This window comes from Brevundimonas sp. UBA5936 (assembly GCA_002430835.1).
Lineage (GTDB): Bacteria > Pseudomonadota > Alphaproteobacteria > Caulobacterales > Caulobacteraceae > Brevundimonas.
Genome location: DJDA01000078.1, coordinates 1 through 15,844 on the forward strand (window position 1 = coordinate 1; position 15,844 = coordinate 15,844).

The following is a 15,844-nucleotide window of genomic DNA, read 5'->3' on the forward strand; positions in this document are numbered from 1 at the left end:
CCGCCGACCGCCCCGCCCGCAGCAGCGCCCGCGGCCCCCGCAACCGCCGCCGCGCCCGCCGCGCCGGCCGCTCAGTAAGAGAGACGCGAGAGCCCAGACCCATGGCCACCGCTGCTGTTCACGATTCACACGACCATAAGCCGGGCTTCTTCACCCGCTGGTTCCTGTCGACCAACCACAAGGACATCGGGATTCTGTACCTGGTGTTCGCCATCTTCACCGGCCTTGTCGGCGGCGCCCTGTCGGGCCTGATCCGCTGGGAACTGGCCGAGCCGGGCATCCAGCTGTTCAAGGAAGGCACGATCATCCAGCAACTGGGGATCGTCGAGGCGTCCAAGCACGGCTACAACGTCACGGTCACGGCCCACGCCCTGATCATGGTGTTCTTCGTCGTCATGCCGGCGACGATGGGCGGCTTCGGCAACTACTTCATCCCGATCATGATCGGGGCGCCGGACATGGCCTTCCCGCGCCTGAACAACATCTCGTTCTGGCTGATCTTCTTCGCCTTCGTGCTGCTGGTGCTGTCGATGTTCGTCGACGGCGGGCCGGGCCGCGGCTTTGGCGGGGGGTGGACCTCCTATCCGCCGCTGTCGACCATGGGCCACACGGGGCCGTCGTTCGACCTGGCGATCTTCTCGCTGCACGTCGCGGGCGCCTCGTCGATCCTGGGCGCGATCAACTTCATCACCACCATCTTCAACATGCGCGCGCCGGGCATGACCCTGCACCGCATGCCGCTGTTCGCCTGGGGCGTGCTGATCACGGCCTTCCTGCTGCTGCTGTCGCTGCCGGTTCTGGCGGGCGCCATCACCATGCTGCTGACCGACCGTAACTTCGGCACCTCGTTCTTCGATCCGGCCGGCGGCGGCGACCCGGTGATGTACCAGCACCTGTTCTGGTTCTTCGGCCACCCCGAAGTGTACATCATGATCCTGCCGGGCTTCGGCATGATCTCGCACATCGTCTCGACCTTCTCGAAGAAGCCGATCTTCGGCTACCTCGCGATGGCCTACGCCATGGTCGCCATCGGCTTCATCGGCTTCATCGTGTGGGCGCACCACATGTACACGGTCGGCATGAGCGTGAACCTGCGCGCCTACTTCGTGGCCGCGACCATGATCATCGCCGTGCCCACGGGCGTGAAGATCTTCAGCTGGATCGCCACCATGTGGGGCGGCTCCATCACCTTTAAGGCGCCCATGCTGTGGGCGATGGGCTTCATCTTCCTGTTCACCGTCGGCGGCGTGACCGGCGTGGTCCTGTCGAACGCCGGCATCGACTACAGCTTGCACGACACCTACTACGTCGTGGCGCACTTCCACTATGTGCTGTCGCTGGGCGCCATCTTCTCGATCTTCGCGGCCTTCTACTACTGGTACGAGAAGATGTTCGGGGTGAAGTACAATGAGTTCCTGGCTCAGGCGCACTTCTGGATCATGTTCGTGGGTGTGAACCTGGTGTTCTTCCCGCAGCACTTCCTGGGTCTGCAGGGCATGCCGCGTCGCTACGTCGACTATCCGGAAGCCTTCACCTACTGGAACCACGTCTCGTCGGTCGGCTATCTGATCACCATCATCGGCGTCGGCGTGTTCCTGGTGCTGCTGCTGGAATCCGCCATCCGTCGCCGCAAGGCCGAGGCCAACCCGTGGGGCGAAGGCGCCACCACGCTGGAGTGGACCCTGTCCTCGCCGCCCCCGCACCACCAGTTCAACGAACTGCCGGTGGTCAAGGCGGACAACCACTGATCCTTATCGGATAGACCCGGAGAGGCCGCCCTTCCGTAATCGGAGGGGCGGCCTTAACGCTTTTTATGACCATGACCGAACAGCCCACCCGCGAAACGCCCCTCGTCACCACGGCCCAGCCGGAAGACTTCTTCCAGCTGCTGAAGCCGCGCGTCATGTCGCTTGTGGTGTTCACGGCGGTGACGGGCCTGGTCGTGGCGCCGGGCCAGCTGAGCTGGGTCAACGCTGTCATCGCCATTCTGTGCATCGCCGTCGGCGCTGGGGCGGCGGGCGCGCTGAACATGGCGGTCGAGGGCGAGACCGACGCCCTGATGCGCCGTACGCGCGGGCGTCCGGTCGCAGCGGGCCGCGTGCGCAAGAACGACGCCATCGCCTTCGGCATGGTGTTGTCGGTCTTCTCGGTCATGCTGCTGGGCATGACGACCAACTGGCTGGCGGGCGGCCTGCTGGCCCTGACCATCGTCTATTACGCCTGGCTCTACACCCTGGTGCTGAAGCGCCGGACGCCCCAGAATATCGTCATCGGCGGCGCGGCAGGGGCCTTGCCTCCCGTGATCGGCTGGGCGGCGGTGACGGGCGACGCGCCGTGGCAGGCCTGGCTGCTGTTCCTGATCATCTTCATGTGGACGCCGCCGCACACCTGGGCCCTGACCCTCTATTCGGCCGGCGACTACGCCAAGGCGGGCATTCCGATGATGCCGGTGGCGCGCGGGGCCAAGTCGACCCGTCTGCAGATCCTGCTCTACAGCCTGGCCTTCGTGCCGGTGGCGATCGCGCCGGCCTTCACCGGCCTGGGCGGCCCCATCTATCTGGTGGTGTCGGTCGCGGGCGGGCTGGGCTTCCTGGCCCTGGCCTTCCGCCTGTGGCGCTCGCGCGCCGGCGACCAGCCCGACAAGGCCGAGGCCGTGGGGCGAGAGGCCGCATTGTATGACGTCCGGGTCGAGGCCAAACCGGCCCGCAACCTGTTCGCCTTTTCGATCTTGTACCTGATGGCGTTGTTCTCGGCCCTGTTGGTCGAGCATCTGTCGGGCGTCGGAGTCTGAATCCCATGTCCAACCTCCAGTACCTGAAGCTGAACGATGAACAGGTTCGTGCGCGCAAGCGTCGCAACGTGGCCATCGCCCTGGGCCTGCTGGCCTTTATCGCCCTGGTCTACACCGTGACGGTGTCGCGCATGCACGCCAACAACCAGGCGCGGCATGAAGCCGAGGCGGCGGCCCTGGCCACGCTGGAGAGGGCCGATCCGGCCCTTCCGGCGCCGGTCCAGCCGGACGCTCCTGCGCCTGTAACCCAGGAGCCTTGAGGGCTGTGAAGAACAAGAATTCGGTCGCGCTGTTGTGCGCGGCCCTGGTCATCCTGATGACGGGCGCGGCCTTCGCCGCCGTGCCGCTGTACCGGTTGTTCTGCCAGGTGACGGGCTTTGACGGCACGACCATGAAGGCCGAGGCGGCGCCGACCACGATCCTGGACCAGGAAGTCCTGATCCGTTTCGACACCAACGTCCGCGACCTGCCCATGACCTTCAAGGCCGAGCAGTTCAGCCAGAAGGTCCGCATCGGCGAGACGGGCATGGCCTATTTCGAGGTGACCAACACCTCGAACCAGACGATCCACGCCACGGCGGCCTATAACGTCGTGCCCGAGCGGGCCGGTCCGTACTTCCAGAAGCTGCAGTGCTTCTGCTTCGAGGGGCAGGAGATCGCGCCGGGCGCGACCGTTTCCTTCCCGATGCAGTATTTCGTCGCGCCCGAGATGGCGACCGACGCCGAGGTGAAGGGGGTGCGCGAAATCACCCTCAGCTACACCTTCTTTCCAACCAAAGGCTTTCAGCAGGCCGTTGCGAACGACTCTGCTGTTGGCAAAGCCGGAGAGCGGGGGCTATAGCCCTCTTCAAACGACTCTCGCCTTAATTCAGAGACCTTGGGAATGGCTGACGCTCACGCGAAACCGCAACACGACTACCATCTGGTCGATCCGAGCCCCTGGCCGCTGATCGCCTCCTTCTCCGCGTGCATCATGTTCGTCGGCGCCGTGATGTGGATGAAGGGCCTGTTCGGCATGCCCGAAGGCACCAAGTGGCTGTTCTTCGCCGGCCTCGCGGGCGTGCTGTTCACGATGTACGGCTGGTGGGCCGACGTCATCAAGGAATCCAAGAAGGGCGACCACACCCCGGTCGTCGGCATCGGCCTGCGCTACGGCATGGTGCTGTTCATCGCGTCGGAGGTGATGTTCTTCGTCTCCTTCTTCTGGATGTTCTTCGACATGGCGATCTTCAACGAAGCGCGCACGATCATCCCGGAAGTCGGCAACTGGGCCGACACGGCGACCGCCTGGCAGACCTGGCCGCCCAAGGGCGTCGAGCTGCTGGATCCGTGGAGCCTGCCGCTCATGAACACGGTCATCCTGCTGCTGTCGGGCACGACGCTGACCTGGGCGCACCACGCCCTGATCGGCGGCGATCGCAAGGGCGCCAAGCTGGGCCTGCTGATCACCGTCCTGCTGGGCGTGCTGTTCACCGGCGTTCAGGCCTATGAATATTACCACATCCTGCACGGCCACCTGTTCTTCAGCGAAGAAGCGGCCCAGTCGAAGCTGTACGGCTCCATCTTCTTCATGACGACGGGCTTCCACGGCTTCCACGTCCTGGTCGGCACCATCTTCCTGGCCGTCTGCCTGCTGCGCCTCTACGCCGGTCAGATGACCCCGCAGAAGCATTTCGGCCTCGAAGCCGCCGCCTGGTACTGGCACTTCGTCGACGTGGTGTGGCTGTTCCTCTTCGTCTTCATGTACGTCGTCTTCGGTTGATCGAACGCGACGGACAAGTTGAGCTTTCGTCGGCGCGGGGCCCCAAGCCCCGCGCCGATTTGCTTGTCTGGCCCGCCGTTCGCGCGGGTCTGATGGGGCGCTGTCCGGCCTGCGGGCGCGGGGCGCTGTTCGAGGGTTTCCTGAAGCGCCGCTCCGCTTGCGAGGCCTGCGGTTTCGATCTGGGTTCGGTCGAGACGGGCGACGGCGCGGCCACCTTCATCATGCAGATCGCCGGCTTTCTGGTCGGCTTCTCGGCCCTGGCCGTCGAAATCGCCTGGAGCCCGCCGATCTGGCTGCACCTGATCATCTGGCTGCCGTTGGTCGCGGTTCTGGCCGTGGCCTTGATGCGGCCGGGAAAGGGGCTGATGACAGCCCTGCAGATGCTGCGCCAGAAGGGCGCCGATTCACACCGAGAGACCCGATGACCGTCGCCGCCCGGCCTCGCTTTCCCATCATCCTGACCGTGATCGCCGTCCTGCTGCTGGGCGCCTTGCTGACGCTGGGCGTGTGGCAGGTGAAGCGGCTGCAGTGGAAGCTGGACCTGATCGACAAGGCCGAGGCCGCTGCGGCCCAGGCGCCGCTTCCCCTGGCCGAGGCGCTGACGCTGGACGATCCCGAGTTTCGCCAGGTGGTCGTGACCTGCCGGGGCCTGAACGCGGCCCCCTTCGTCGAGCTTCAGACCATCGAGGACGGCGACGCCGGGGTGCGGCTGATCTCGGCCTGTCCGGTCGAGGGGCAAGGGGCGGTGCTGGTCGATCGCGGCTTCCTGCCCGCCGAAACAACTGAGCGCCCCGCCGTGCAGGTCGAGGCCGCCATGCCGGTCGTCGTCGCGGGCGTGGTGCGCCAGGCGCCGGGCCCCAACGCCATGACGCCGCCGCCGTCGGGCAAGCTCTTCTACGGCCGCGACCGGGCGGCGATGGCCCAGGCCCTGGGCGTGACGGGGGCGGTGTCGCCCTACACCGTCTATGCGACCACCTCGGCTAACCCTGAACTGACGGCGCTGCGGCCGGTGTCGCCGCCCGCCGCCTTCAGCAACAACCACCTGGGCTACGCACTGACCTGGTTCGGCCTGGCGATCACCCTGGTCGTCTTCTACGCGGCCCTGCTGCTGCGCCGCTATCGCCCCACGCCTTCCAAGGATCGCTGACCTGACTGCTCGTCTTCACACCCTGTCCAACGGCGTGCGCGTCGTGTGCGACCCCATGCCCGGCCTGCGCACCATCGCCGTGACCGTGGCCGTCAACGGCGGCGCCCGCATGGAGGATGAAGCCCGATCCGGCTGGTCGCATCTGCTGGAGCATTTGGTTTTCAAGGGCGCGGGCGACATGGGCGCGCGTGAGATCGTCGAGCGTATCGAGGCCGAGGGCGGCTCGATCAACGCCGCCACCGGCTATGAGCGCACCAGCTTCGACGTGCGCGCCCTGAAGGGCAGCCTGCCGCTGGCCATGCAGGTGCTGTCCGACCTGGTGTTCAGCCCGACCCTGTCGCCCGAGGAGATAGAGCGCGAGAAGGACGTGGTGGCGCAGGAGATCGCCGAGGCTTTCGACACCCCTGATGACCATGTGTTCGAGATGGCCCAGACCCAGGCCTTCGCCGGCCAGGCCCTGGGGCGGCCGATCCTGGGCTCGATCGCCAGCCTGGCGCCCGCCGACCGGGCGGCCGTGGCCGACTGGCGCGCGCGGCTCTACTCGCCCGACCACATGGTGGTGTCGGTGTCCGGCGCGGTCGATGAGGTCGAACTGCTGACCCTGTCCGAGGCCTGGTTCGGCCAGGCGGTCGCCGCGCCGCACGAACCGACGGCGCCGGCCGTCTTCACGGGCGGCGAGGCGAAGCTGGCGCGCAAGATCGAACAGGCCAATCTGGTCTTCCAGCTGCCGAGTCTGGGCGTGCGCGATCCGCGCCAGCCGGCCCTGCGCCTGTTCACCGAAATCCTGGGCGGGGGCATGGCCTCGCGCCTGTTCCAGAGCGCGCGCGAGGATCGCGGCCTGGCCTACGCCATCGACGCCTATCACGAGACCTATGACGATCTGGGCCTGCTGGGCGTCTACGCCGGGGCGGCGGCCGAGCGGTCGCTGGAACTGGCCGAGCTGTGCGCCGCCGAAATCCTCGACCTGGCCGACAAGGGGCCGACGGAGGCGGAACTGGCGCGCGCCAAGGCCGTGCTGAACGCCAGCCTGTGGATGGCCGACGAAAGCCCGGCCAGCCGCTCGGGTCGTCTGGCGGGGCAGACCCTGGCGTTCGGCGCGCCGGTCTCGTCGGAAGACAGCGCCGCCCGCATCGAGGCCCAGACGGCGCAGGATCTGCGCGTGGTGGGCCAGGCCATGACGAGCCAGGGATTGTCGGCGACGGCGGTCCTGGGCCCCAGGGCGGCGGGCGGGGCGGGGCGCGTCTTCCGTCAGCGGATGGCGGCGGGCTGATCACGGCCTGCTGACGCCGAGATCGCTTCGCGCTATCGTTTGCTCCATGGCCCTGTTCGATTGGATGGCCGAGGCGACCGGACCGGTCCTGAACGGGCAGGGGGTTCTGCTGCGCCCGCCGCGCCCCGCGGACTATGTGGCGTGGGCCTCTCTGCGTGAGGAATCGCGAGACTATCTGCAGCCGTGGGAGCCGGCCTGGGCCGAAGACGATCTGACCCGCGCCGCCTATCGCCGCCGCCTGGGCGTCTATGCGCGGGAGATGGAGCAGGGCACGGCCTGGCCCCTGTTCGTGTTCGATCAAGCCGACGACGCGCTGCTGGGCGCCATCACCTTGTCCAACATCCGGAGCGGCGTGGCCGAGACCGGCACCCTGGGCTACTGGATCGGCCGTCCCTATGCGGGGCAGGGCGTCTGTACGGCGGCGGTGCGGGCCATGCTGGGCCATGCCTTCAGCGCCCTGGGGCTGCATCGGGTCGAGGCCGCCTGCGTGCCGACCAACCACGCCTCGCGCCGCGTCTTGGAAAAGGCTGGTTTTCGTCAGGAAGGTCTCGCCCGCGCTTATTTGAAAATTAACGGCCGATGGGCAGACCATCTGTTGTTCGGCGTCCTCGATCAGGAGTTCGCCGCCGGCGTCGCCCCTTCAGTCAGAGTATCGGACCCGTCTTGAGCACACGATCCAGAGCCCTGACGTGGGATCCGACCACGGCGATCGAGGCCCTCGCCGCGGCCGACGCCGCCCTATGGATCTGGACGCCCGCTGAAGATCAGATCCGCTTCACCGGGGCCACCCGGCCGCTGGGTTTGGGGCCGCTGGCGCCGCAGTGTTCGGGCGCGGCCTTCACCGCCCTGGCCATGCCTCAGGACCGCGCCCTGGCCGACCGCCTGCTCAAGCCTCAGGCCGAGGGAACGGAGATCGCCGTGCGCCTGCGGATGCGCGGCTGCGAGACCTGCCTGTGGCGCGGGGTCTGGCTGGAGGACGGCCTGCGCGCGGCGGGCATCGTCGCACTTGAAACCAAGTTCGCGGGCGCTGATCGCGACACGCTGACGGGCCTGCTGGACCGACGCACCTTCCTGGTCCGCGTGGCCGAGACCCTGGCGGCGGCCGGCGACTATGAGATGGTGGTGGCCGACCTGGACCGACTGCGTCGCCTTAACGAGGCCCTGGGTCATGAGCGCGCCGATCTGGTGCTGTCGGCCTTGGGGTCGCGTCTGTCGGCGGCCTTTTCCGAGGATTGCGCCCCGGCCCGCATCGGCGAGGACGAGTTCGCCGTCCTGGTGCGGCGCGGCGGCAGCGGGGCCAGCGGCAGCGAGCGCCTGCGCGAGGCGCTGGAGCAGCCCCTGCGGCTGGCGGGCTTCGACATCTATCCGACCCTGTCCATCGGCGCGGTGACGGCCGAGGGCGGACCGGACGCGCCGGACGCCGCCGAGCTTTTGCGGCGAGTCGAACTGGCGGTGGAACAGGCCAAGCAGGCCGGGCGCGGCGGGGCGGCGGCCTATGGCCGGGCGCTGGAGACCGACAGCCTGTCGCGACTGGCGCTGGAGGCGGATTTGCGCAACGCCTTCGTGCGCGGCGAGATCGAGCCCTTCTTCCAGCCCATCGTCAATCTGGGCACGGGCGCCGTGGCGGGGTTTGAGGCCCTGGCGCGCTGGCGTCACCCCCGGCGCGGTCTGGTGCCGCCGGACGAGTTCCTGACCCTGGCCGACGAAATGGGCCTGATGAACGAACTGGGCCTGCTGATGATGACCGAGGCGTCGCGTCAGCTGGCCGAGTGGCTGCACCGCCACCCCAGCGCCGGGCGGCTGTTCTGCAGCGTCAACCTGTCGGTGGGCGAGATTGAGCGCGCTCACCTGGTCGAGGACGTGGCCCGCATCATCAAGGAGGCCGGCCTGCCGCGCGGCGCGCTGAAGCTGGAAGTCACCGAGGGCGACATCATGCGCGACACGGCGCGCGCCGCCGAGGTGCTGAAGGCCCTGCGCGAAGCCGGGGCCAGCCTGGCGCTGGACGACTTCGGCACGGGGTTCTCGTCCCTGTCCTACCTGGCCAAGCTGCCGTTCGACACGCTGAAGATCGACCGCTACTTCGTTCTGACGATGGACAAGGACGAGGGCTCGGCCAAGATCGTCAAATCCGTCGTCAACCTGGGCCGCGACCTGGCGCTCGAAGTGGTGGCCGAGGGGGTGGAGAACGCCTCCCTGGCCCAGCTTCTGCTGGACGACGGTTGCCATTACGGCCAGGGCTTCGGCTATGCGCCCGCCCTGCCGGCTCAGGAGGCGGAGGTCTATCTGAACGAATCCCTGGCCGACGGCGCCGCGCCGATCAAGGCGCGCTCCGGCTGACTTGACCAAGGCGAGGTCGACAAGAATCGGCTGTGGCTCGCGTCTTCGTATAAAGTAGATTTGCTTCGGACGTCTAAAGATGGCGGCCGGATGGGGCGTATCTAAGTTATTTGTAACTTGAACCCGTTGCTGTCGAACTGATTGATCGCCTCTTGTTTTTACATTCAGGGGCGCACAGTCGATGCGTTTACAAGGTGAGTCTCAAACGAACGAGCGCCTTGATGTCAGCTTTGAAAAGCTGAAAGGTGCTTCGTCGGCGCCGCTCGCCGTCGGCGTGCAGGATGGTGCCAGGCTCTGTTTCGCCGCCGTCCCGGACAATGAGATCGACCGACGGTTCGAGATCGGCTCCGTCACCAAGGTCTTCACCGGCTCCTTGCTGGGCGTCATGGTCGAGGCGGGGGACGTCGATCCCGAGGCGCCGGTGGATCATCTGTTCGGCAAGGCTCTGCCCTGGCCGGTCAGGCCGCCGACCCTAGTTGAACTGGCCAGCCATCGCAGCGGACTGCCGAACACGCCCAAGCCCCTGTTCTGGCGCGAAAGCCTGGCCGCCCTGTCCCTGTCGGTGAAGGATCCGTGGCGCGGCGTGGATGCGGCGAAGTATCGCGCCATGCTCATGGCGGCGGTGAAACAGGCGCGGGTCGGCGAAGCGCCTCGGTATTCGAGCATGGGCGTCAGCCTGCTGGGCGAAGCCCTGGCGCACGCCGCCGGGATGGACTTCGCCGATCTGCTGGATCAGCGGCTGCTCCGGCCGTTAGGAATCCGACGAACGGATTTCCTGCGGCCGGAGGAAGAGCCCGATCTGGTGGCGGTCAGCGTCAATGACTGGGATCGCCCGGTGCCCTATCTGCGCGATCAGATGGCGCCTGCGGGGATGCTGGCTTCCACGGTCGAGGATCAACTGCGTTTCCTGCGCGCCGCCTGGGGCGAGGGGCCGGACGAGATCGTGAAGGGCGTGCTCAGGGCGCAAACGCCCGTGGCCCAGATGGGCGCAGTCGCCATCGGCTATTGCTGGCTTTTGGCCCCGCACAAGGACGGAGAGGCCGCCTTCCATAACGGCGGGACATGGGGATCGCAGGCCGAGGTCGTCGTGGTGAAGGACCGGCGGATCGCCGTCGCCGCCCTGTCCGCCAAACGTCGCCACACGGATGAGTTCGTCAGCGAGATGCTTGGAACCTGAGGGCGTTACGGCTGCCTTCAGGCCCGGCCGCTCTGGCTGGACAGGCGGGCGGCGTCGACGCCCAGGGCGGCCAGGGCGCGGCTCCATTTGGTGTCGTAGTCGGCGTCGAAGATCAGGGCCGGGTCGGCGTCCGTCGTCAGCCAGACGTTTTCGTTCAGCTCTTCCTCCAACTGCCCCTCGCCCCACCCGGCGTAGCCCAGCAGCAGGATGGCGCGGCTGGGGCCGTCCTCGGCGTCGGCCATGGCGGCCAGGGCGTCGCGGGTGCCGGTCAGGGCCAGGCCGTCGCCGAAGGTCAGGCTGGCGTCCTCGCTGGTCCAGTCGGCGGTATGGAGGACGAAGCCGCGTTCGCGCTCGACCGGGCCGCCGATCAGCACCGAACGGTCGCGCGCGGCGTCGTCGGCGGGGGTGTCCAGCTTTTCCAGAACCTCGGCCAGGGACACGCCCGGCGCGGGCTGGTCCAGGCGCAGGCCCAGGGCGTGTTCGTCGTCGTGGGCGCAAATCAGGATGACGGCGTGGCGGAAGCGATCGTCGTCGATACCCGGCATCGCCACCAGAAGACGCCCGGTCAGGGAGGAGAAGGCGGTCATGCCTCTATCATCGGGGCGGACGATGGCGGGCGCAAGCCATTCTCAAGGCCCGGCGCGCTTGGCGATCTCCTTACGGGTCTCTATCTGACTCCCATCGTCCTGGATCGTCCGGGCCGAACTCCCGGAGACCCCGACATGACCATCCAGATCGGCGACCGCATTCCCGACGCCACCCTGACGACCATGACGCCCGACGGCCCCAAGCCGGTCACGACGGCCGAGCTGTTCGGCGGCAAGACGGTCGCCCTGTTCGCCGTGCCGGGCGCCTTCACCCCGACCTGTTCGGCGCGCCATCTGCCGGGCTATGTCGACCATCGCGCCGATCTGGCGGGCAAGGGCGTGGACACGGTCGCCTGCGTCTCGGTCAACGACGCCTTCGTCATGGGCGCCTGGGCCAAGGCCAATGATCTGAACGGCGCCGACGACGTGGTCATGCTGGCCGACGGCAACGGCGACTTCACCCGCGCGGTGGGCCTGGCGCTGGACGCCAAGGGCTTCGGCATGGGCGAGCGTTCGCAGCGCTACTCCATGCTGGTTAAGGACGGCGTGGTCGACCAGCTCAACATCGAGCAGGGCGGCGAGTTCAAGGTGTCTTCGGCCGAGCACCTGCTGGCCCAGCTGTGACGACCCGCGTCGCTTATTGAACCATGGGCGACGTCTTCACCCCGGAAAAACGCAGCGCCGTCATGCGCCGGGTGAAGGGGCGCGACACCGCGCCCGAGATGAAGGTCCGGCGCCTGCTGCGGGGCGCCGGGATCGGCTATCGGCTGGGCGGCTGCGGCCTGCCTGGCCGACCCGATGTGGTGATGAAGGGGCGGCGCATCGCCCTGTTCGTCCACGGCTGTTTCTGGCACGGCCACGACTGCTCGCGCGGGGCGCGCCAGCCTCGCTCCAACGCTGACTACTGGCTGGCCAAGATCGACCGCAACCGGGTGCGCGACGCCCGTGTCGCCGCCGAGCTGGAGGCGGAGGGCTGGCGCGTGCTGACCCTGTGGGAGTGCGAACAGAAGACGCCCGATTGGGGCGAGCGGCTGCTGGCCAGGGTGCGCGGCTAGGCGACGGCCTGGGTTTCAACCTCGTCCGCCGCGTCCAACGCCTCGCTCAGGGCGGCCAGCAGCACCGCCGGCGTCAGCGGCTTGGCGACGAAGTGGTTCATGCCCGCGTCCAGGCAGGCGGCGATGTCCTCGGGCGCGGTGTCGGCCGTCACGGCGATGACCGGCGTCGCGACGTTCGGTCCATGGCCCGCGCGCAGGCGGCGGGTGGTTTCGCGGCCGTCCAGCTCGGGCATCCGCACATCCATGAAGATGACGTCGAAGACGCCGGCCTCGCAGGCCTTCAGCGCGGCCAGGCCGTCTTCGGCCATGGTCAGCTCGCAGTCGAGGGCTTGCAGGATCACCTGGATGGCGCGGCGGTTGATGGCGTGATCGTCGACCACCAGCACCCGCAGGGGGCGTTCCGCGTCGTGCGCGTCATCGGCTTCGGCCGAGACGGAAGGCGGCGTCGGGATCGGCGCCGTTTCGACCTCGGTGCGCAGTGCGGCTTCAGCCCGAACCGGCGTCGGCATGGGCGCTCGTACGGGCAGGCTCCGGACAGGGATGGCGGCCACCAGGGCGGAGGCGGGCGTTGCGGCCTCCTTCACGCCTTCGGGCAGGGTCAGGGCCACGGTGAAGGTCGAGCCTCGCCCCGCCTGGCTGCGGACCGTCAGTCGACCGCCCATCAGTTCGACCAGATCGCGGCTGATCGCCAGGCCCAGCCCTGAGCCGCCGTAGCGGGCGGCGACGCCGTCGGCGGTCTGATCGAAGGGGGTGAAGAGGCGGTCCATCTGGCCCGCCGTCATGCCCGGTCCGGTGTCCGCCACGTCGATCAGCAGGACGTGCAGCCCGGCCTCGTCGCGCCAGGAGCACAGTCGGATGGTGATGACGCCCGTATCGGTGAATTTGACGGCGTTGGAGATCAGATTGTTCAGCACCTGGCGCAGGCGCATGGCGTCGCCCTGGACCACGTCCGGCATATGGCGCGAGCCGTCCAGGCGCAGGCGCAGTCCCTTGGCCCGGACCGGGCCCTGCCACAGCCGGAAGGTGTGGTTGAGCAGGTCGCGTAGGTCGAAATCACGCGCCTCGACCTTGAGGCGGCCGGCATCGAGGCGGGCGTGGTCCAGCAGGTCGTCCAGCAGCCCCTTCATCATCAGCCCGGCGTCCTCGATCATGGCCGTCTGCTGGCGGGCTGCTGACGAGGGGGCGGCGACGCGCGTCAGTTCATGGGCGCCAGTCAGGATGGCGCTGATCGGGGTGCGCAGGTCGTGGGCCACCGCGGCCAGAAGGGCGCTGCGGCCGGCCATGACGCTCTCGGCCTGACGGCGTTTGCCCTCGGCTTCCTTCAGGGCGCGGGCCTCGGCCTCGCTGGAGGCGTAGAGGCGGCTGCGGGTGGTCAGGCAGAAGAAGATGAAGGCCACGACGCCGATGGCGACCGGCAGTATGAAGCGGCCCTCGACCGCCCAGCGCGCCATGAACAGCGGCGTCAACGCCAGCACCGCCAACTGGGGCGTGACGGTCCAGAGGAAGACCCGCATATTGCCGGCCGAGGCGATCACCGAATTGATCGCGCCCGCCGCCAGCAGGGTGGTGGCGACCACGCCGCCGGGCAGGCCGCCGATGAGCCACAGCGGCACGGCGATGCTGGCGTAGGCGCTGGCGTTGGCCGTGAGCGCCAGATCGCCCAAGGGGGCGCGCCACCCCTTGGGTGCGGAAACCTGGCCGCGCGTCACAGGCATGAAGGCGGCGGCCTCAGCCGCCTGCAGCAGCAGATAGAGCGCCAGCCAGCCCAGGCAGATGGGCAGGCCCAGGATAGGGCTGAACAACAGGGCGCAGGCCAAGCCTACGACAAGTCGTTGGGGCAGCATCTTGTGCCGCTGTCGGATGGCGTAAGCCCATCCGTTCCGGGATGCGTCGGTCTGCGTCATGCGGCGTTCCGAACGGGCGATGGCGCCCCTCGGTTGCATCATGGCGGCGGAGACCTAATGCTCCGTCAACGGCCGGAGGCGGTCGCCTCGGCCACGTTGGCGAAGCCGTCGGCGCGCAAACGGGCCGCCAGATCGCGCTTGATCCGGCCGACCATGCCGGGGCCTTCATAGATCAGGGCCGAATAGACCTGGACCGCCGAGGCGCCCGCGCGAATGCGGGCGTAGGCGTCCGCGCCGCTGGCGATACCCCCCACCGCGATCAGCGGCAGATGCCCGCCCGCCGCCGCGGCCGCCGCCTCCAGCGCCTTCTGGGCGAAGGGCTTCAGCGGGGCCCCCGACAGGCCCCCGGCCTCGCCCGCGAAGCCTGAGCGCAACGAGGCGGGCCGCTCCAGCGTCGTGTTGGACACGATCAGGGCGTCGATGCGGTGGGCGATGGAGGCCTCGACGATCATGCCGATCTCTTCGCCGATCAGGTCGGGCGCGATCTTCAGGAAGACAGGCGCGCCGTCGGCGGGGCGGGCCTCATGGATGCGGCTCAGCAGGTCGTCCAGCGCCTCGCGCCCTTGCAGCGCGCGCAGGCCCGGCGTGTTGGGCGAGGAGATGTTGACGGTGAAATAGTCGGCCAGCCCCGCCAGCTTCTGCAGCCCGATCACATAGTCGGCGGCCTTGTCCTCGGTCTCCTTGTTGGCGCCGAGGTTGGCGCCGATGGGGATGCGGGTCGGACGCCGCGCCAGTCGAGCGCCGAAGGGTTTCAGCCCCTCGTTGTTGAAGCCCATGCGGTTGATGACGGCCCGGTCTTCGGCCAGGCGGAACAGGCGCGGCTTGGGATTGCCGGGCTGGGCGCGCGGCGTGACCGAGCCGCACTCCACGGCGCCGAAGCCCAGGCGCGACAGGCCCTCCAGCGCCTCGCCGTTCTTGTCGAGACCGGCGGCCAGACCGACGGGATTGGACATCTCCAGCCCGGCGATGACGGTCTTCAGGATCGGATCGTCGGCGCCGGGCGCGGGCAGAGGCGTCATCTGCAGGGCGCGGATGGCCAGGCGGTGCGCGGTTTCCGGGTCGAGTTGGCGCAGCGCCCAGGCGCCGAGGTCGGTCAGGCTCATGTTCAGGCGGTCTCTTCGACGATCATGCGGCCGTCGGCCGTCACCGACAGGGCGCGGGCGGCGCGCGTCGCCGCGACGGGCAGGGGGCCGTAGATGTGGGGGAACAGGGCGCCGCCGCGCGACGGCTCCCAGATCAGGGCGTCGCCCAGGGCGGTCAGATCGACCTCGACCAGCATCAGCTCGGTCTGGCCAGCGTAGTGTTTCGCCGCCGTGGCTTCCAACTGGTCGGCGGCCGACAGGTGGATGTAGCCGTCGGCCAGGTCCACCGCCGAGCCGTCATAACGGCCCTCAGCCAGGGCGGCGCGCCAGTCGGCGCGGCTCAGGATCTTGAAGGCGATGTCAGGCTGATCGGTCACGCCAGGGTCTCCGGCGTCAGCCAGCCTTCATAGGACGGGCGTCCGGCGACATCGACGCTGAAGATCGCCGCCGCCCCGGTGGGAAAGCCGCCGCTCATCTTGTCNNCCGGGGTTATGGGCGATCAGCAGCAGACAGCCCGCCTGGTCCTCGGCCGCCTCGACCGCGCGGCGCAACACGTCGGCGGGGGCGTTGTAGAGGGCGTCGGAGACATGCAGTTCGACATCGCCGAAATGCTCGCTGACGCCATCCCAGGTGTCGCGCGTGCGCTGGGCGCCCGAGACCAGAGCCATGTCCGGCTTCAGCCCCCGTTCGGCCAGGGCGCGGCCCATGGCGGCGGCGTCGCGGCGGCCGCGT

Annotated in this window: 18 protein-coding genes; 13 read left to right on the top strand and 5 right to left on the bottom strand. The window is 68.5% G+C overall.

The window, feature by feature from the left end; genetic code table 11:
* The first annotated feature begins 101 nt into the window (after nucleotides 1-101).
* The 11 genes from ctaD to B2Y21_RS07415 all read left to right on the top strand — a co-directional run bounded on the left by ctaD (nucleotide 102) and on the right by B2Y21_RS07415 (nucleotide 10,484).
* Nucleotides 102-1,748 (top strand): cytochrome c oxidase subunit I, encoded by a 1,647-nt coding sequence (gene ctaD / locus B2Y21_RS07365; protein WP_087141731.1) that lies wholly within the window; start codon nucleotides 102-104, stop codon nucleotides 1,746-1,748.
* 65 nt (nucleotides 1,749-1,813) lie between these two features.
* Nucleotides 1,814-2,791, top strand: a complete 978-nt coding sequence (gene cyoE / locus B2Y21_RS07370) for a heme o synthase (RefSeq protein WP_125901209.1) — start codon at nucleotides 1,814-1,816, stop codon at nucleotides 2,789-2,791.
* A 5-nt stretch (nucleotides 2,792-2,796) separates the two neighbouring features.
* A complete protein-coding gene (locus tag B2Y21_RS07375) occupies nucleotides 2,797-3,051 on the top strand; it encodes a hypothetical protein (protein WP_125901211.1) in 255 nt (84 codons plus the stop codon).
* Between the two features lie 5 nt (nucleotides 3,052-3,056).
* Nucleotides 3,057-3,632: a cytochrome c oxidase assembly protein gene (locus B2Y21_RS07380; protein WP_087141734.1), complete on the top strand. Its 576-nt coding sequence runs from the start codon at nucleotides 3,057-3,059 to the stop codon at nucleotides 3,630-3,632.
* A 42-nt stretch (nucleotides 3,633-3,674) separates the two neighbouring features.
* On the top strand, nucleotides 3,675-4,553 hold the full coding sequence (locus B2Y21_RS07385; protein WP_200168029.1) for a cytochrome c oxidase subunit 3: 879 nt from the start codon (nucleotides 3,675-3,677) through the stop codon (nucleotides 4,551-4,553).
* Nucleotides 4,550-4,978 carry a DUF983 domain-containing protein gene (locus tag B2Y21_RS07390; RefSeq protein WP_409410799.1) on the top strand — a complete coding sequence of 143 codons (429 nt, stop codon included), beginning with the start codon at nucleotides 4,550-4,552 and terminating at the stop codon, nucleotides 4,976-4,978. Before B2Y21_RS07385 ends, B2Y21_RS07390 begins: the two co-directional genes overlap by 4 nt.
* Complete coding sequence (locus tag B2Y21_RS07395) at nucleotides 4,975-5,700, top strand: SURF1 family protein (protein WP_292058492.1); 726 nt, start codon at nucleotides 4,975-4,977, stop codon at nucleotides 5,698-5,700. Before B2Y21_RS07390 ends, B2Y21_RS07395 begins: the two co-directional genes overlap by 4 nt.
* 55 nt (nucleotides 5,701-5,755) lie before the next feature.
* Entirely contained in the window at nucleotides 5,756-6,970 is a 1,215-nt protein-coding gene (locus tag B2Y21_RS07400; RefSeq protein WP_292058516.1) for a M16 family metallopeptidase, read from the top strand.
* A 46-nt stretch (nucleotides 6,971-7,016) separates the two neighbouring features.
* Nucleotides 7,017-7,637: a GNAT family N-acetyltransferase gene (locus B2Y21_RS07405; protein WP_292058495.1), complete on the top strand. Its 621-nt coding sequence runs from the start codon at nucleotides 7,017-7,019 to the stop codon at nucleotides 7,635-7,637.
* On the top strand, nucleotides 7,634-9,307 hold the full coding sequence (locus B2Y21_RS07410; protein ID WP_292058498.1) for a putative bifunctional diguanylate cyclase/phosphodiesterase: 1,674 nt from the start codon (nucleotides 7,634-7,636) through the stop codon (nucleotides 9,305-9,307). Before B2Y21_RS07405 ends, B2Y21_RS07410 begins: the two co-directional genes overlap by 4 nt.
* Nucleotides 9,308-9,488: 181 nt before the next feature.
* Entirely contained in the window at nucleotides 9,489-10,484 is a 996-nt protein-coding gene (locus tag B2Y21_RS07415; RefSeq protein WP_292058501.1) for a serine hydrolase domain-containing protein, read from the top strand.
* A 17-nt stretch (nucleotides 10,485-10,501) separates the two neighbouring features.
* Here the strand turns inward: B2Y21_RS07415 and B2Y21_RS07420 are convergent, their stop codons facing one another.
* Complete coding sequence (locus tag B2Y21_RS07420; RefSeq protein ID WP_292058504.1) at nucleotides 10,502-11,071, bottom strand: YqgE/AlgH family protein; 570 nt, start codon at nucleotides 11,069-11,071, stop codon at nucleotides 10,502-10,504.
* 135 nt (nucleotides 11,072-11,206) lie between these two features.
* On the opposite strand from B2Y21_RS07420, the gene B2Y21_RS07425 reads away from it, so the two are divergent.
* Together B2Y21_RS07425 and B2Y21_RS07430 are read left to right on the top strand one after the other, a co-directional pair.
* On the top strand, nucleotides 11,207-11,695 hold the full coding sequence (locus tag B2Y21_RS07425) for a peroxiredoxin (RefSeq protein WP_088410358.1): 489 nt from the start codon (nucleotides 11,207-11,209) through the stop codon (nucleotides 11,693-11,695).
* Nucleotides 11,696-11,718: 23 nt separating this feature from the next.
* Complete coding sequence (locus B2Y21_RS07430) at nucleotides 11,719-12,126, top strand: very short patch repair endonuclease (RefSeq protein WP_292058506.1); 408 nt, start codon at nucleotides 11,719-11,721, stop codon at nucleotides 12,124-12,126.
* On the opposite strand, the gene B2Y21_RS07435 is transcribed toward B2Y21_RS07430, so the two are convergent.
* From B2Y21_RS07435 to B2Y21_RS07450, 4 genes are all read right to left on the bottom strand, one after another.
* Complete coding sequence (locus B2Y21_RS07435) at nucleotides 12,123-14,030, bottom strand: ATP-binding protein (RefSeq protein ID WP_292058508.1); 1,908 nt, start codon at nucleotides 14,028-14,030, stop codon at nucleotides 12,123-12,125. The genes B2Y21_RS07430 and B2Y21_RS07435 overlap by 4 nt on opposite strands.
* Nucleotides 14,031-14,095: 65 nt before the next feature.
* Nucleotides 14,096-15,133, bottom strand: a complete 1,038-nt coding sequence (locus B2Y21_RS07440; protein ID WP_292058510.1) for a quinone-dependent dihydroorotate dehydrogenase — start codon at nucleotides 15,131-15,133, stop codon at nucleotides 14,096-14,098.
* Between the two features lie 2 nt (nucleotides 15,134-15,135).
* Nucleotides 15,136-15,489, bottom strand: a complete 354-nt coding sequence (locus tag B2Y21_RS07445; protein WP_292058512.1) for a DUF952 domain-containing protein — start codon at nucleotides 15,487-15,489, stop codon at nucleotides 15,136-15,138.
* Nucleotides 15,490-15,516: 27 nt separating this feature from the next.
* Nucleotides 15,517-15,819, bottom strand: coding sequence for a SixA phosphatase family protein (locus tag B2Y21_RS07450; RefSeq protein ID WP_422653068.1), 303 nt, complete (start codon nucleotides 15,817-15,819; stop codon nucleotides 15,517-15,519).
* Nucleotides 15,820-15,844: the final 25 nt, after the last annotated feature.

Coding starts and splice junctions, on each gene's coding strand:
- B2Y21_RS07395 (WP_292058492.1), top strand. CDS start 4,975: ATGACCGTCGCCGCCCGGCCTCGCTTTCCCATCATCCTGACCGTGATC.
- B2Y21_RS07425 (WP_088410358.1), top strand. CDS start 11,207: ATGACCATCCAGATCGGCGACCGCATTCCCGACGCCACCCTGACGACC.
- B2Y21_RS07435 (WP_292058508.1), bottom strand. CDS start 14,030: ATGACGCAGACCGACGCATCCCGGAACGGATGGGCTTACGCCATCCGA.
- B2Y21_RS07415 (WP_292058501.1), top strand. CDS start 9,489: ATGCGTTTACAAGGTGAGTCTCAAACGAACGAGCGCCTTGATGTCAGC.
- B2Y21_RS07405 (WP_292058495.1), top strand. CDS start 7,017: ATGGCCCTGTTCGATTGGATGGCCGAGGCGACCGGACCGGTCCTGAAC.
- B2Y21_RS07385 (WP_200168029.1), top strand. CDS start 3,675: ATGGCTGACGCTCACGCGAAACCGCAACACGACTACCATCTGGTCGAT.
- B2Y21_RS07375 (WP_125901211.1), top strand. CDS start 2,797: ATGTCCAACCTCCAGTACCTGAAGCTGAACGATGAACAGGTTCGTGCG.
- B2Y21_RS07420 (WP_292058504.1), bottom strand. CDS start 11,071: ATGACCGCCTTCTCCTCCCTGACCGGGCGTCTTCTGGTGGCGATGCCG.
- B2Y21_RS07440 (WP_292058510.1), bottom strand. CDS start 15,133: ATGAGCCTGACCGACCTCGGCGCCTGGGCGCTGCGCCAACTCGACCCG.
- B2Y21_RS07400 (WP_292058516.1), top strand. CDS start 5,756: ATGCCCGGCCTGCGCACCATCGCCGTGACCGTGGCCGTCAACGGCGGC.
- ctaD (WP_087141731.1), top strand. CDS start 102: ATGGCCACCGCTGCTGTTCACGATTCACACGACCATAAGCCGGGCTTC.
- cyoE (WP_125901209.1), top strand. CDS start 1,814: ATGACCATGACCGAACAGCCCACCCGCGAAACGCCCCTCGTCACCACG.
- B2Y21_RS07430 (WP_292058506.1), top strand. CDS start 11,719: ATGGGCGACGTCTTCACCCCGGAAAAACGCAGCGCCGTCATGCGCCGG.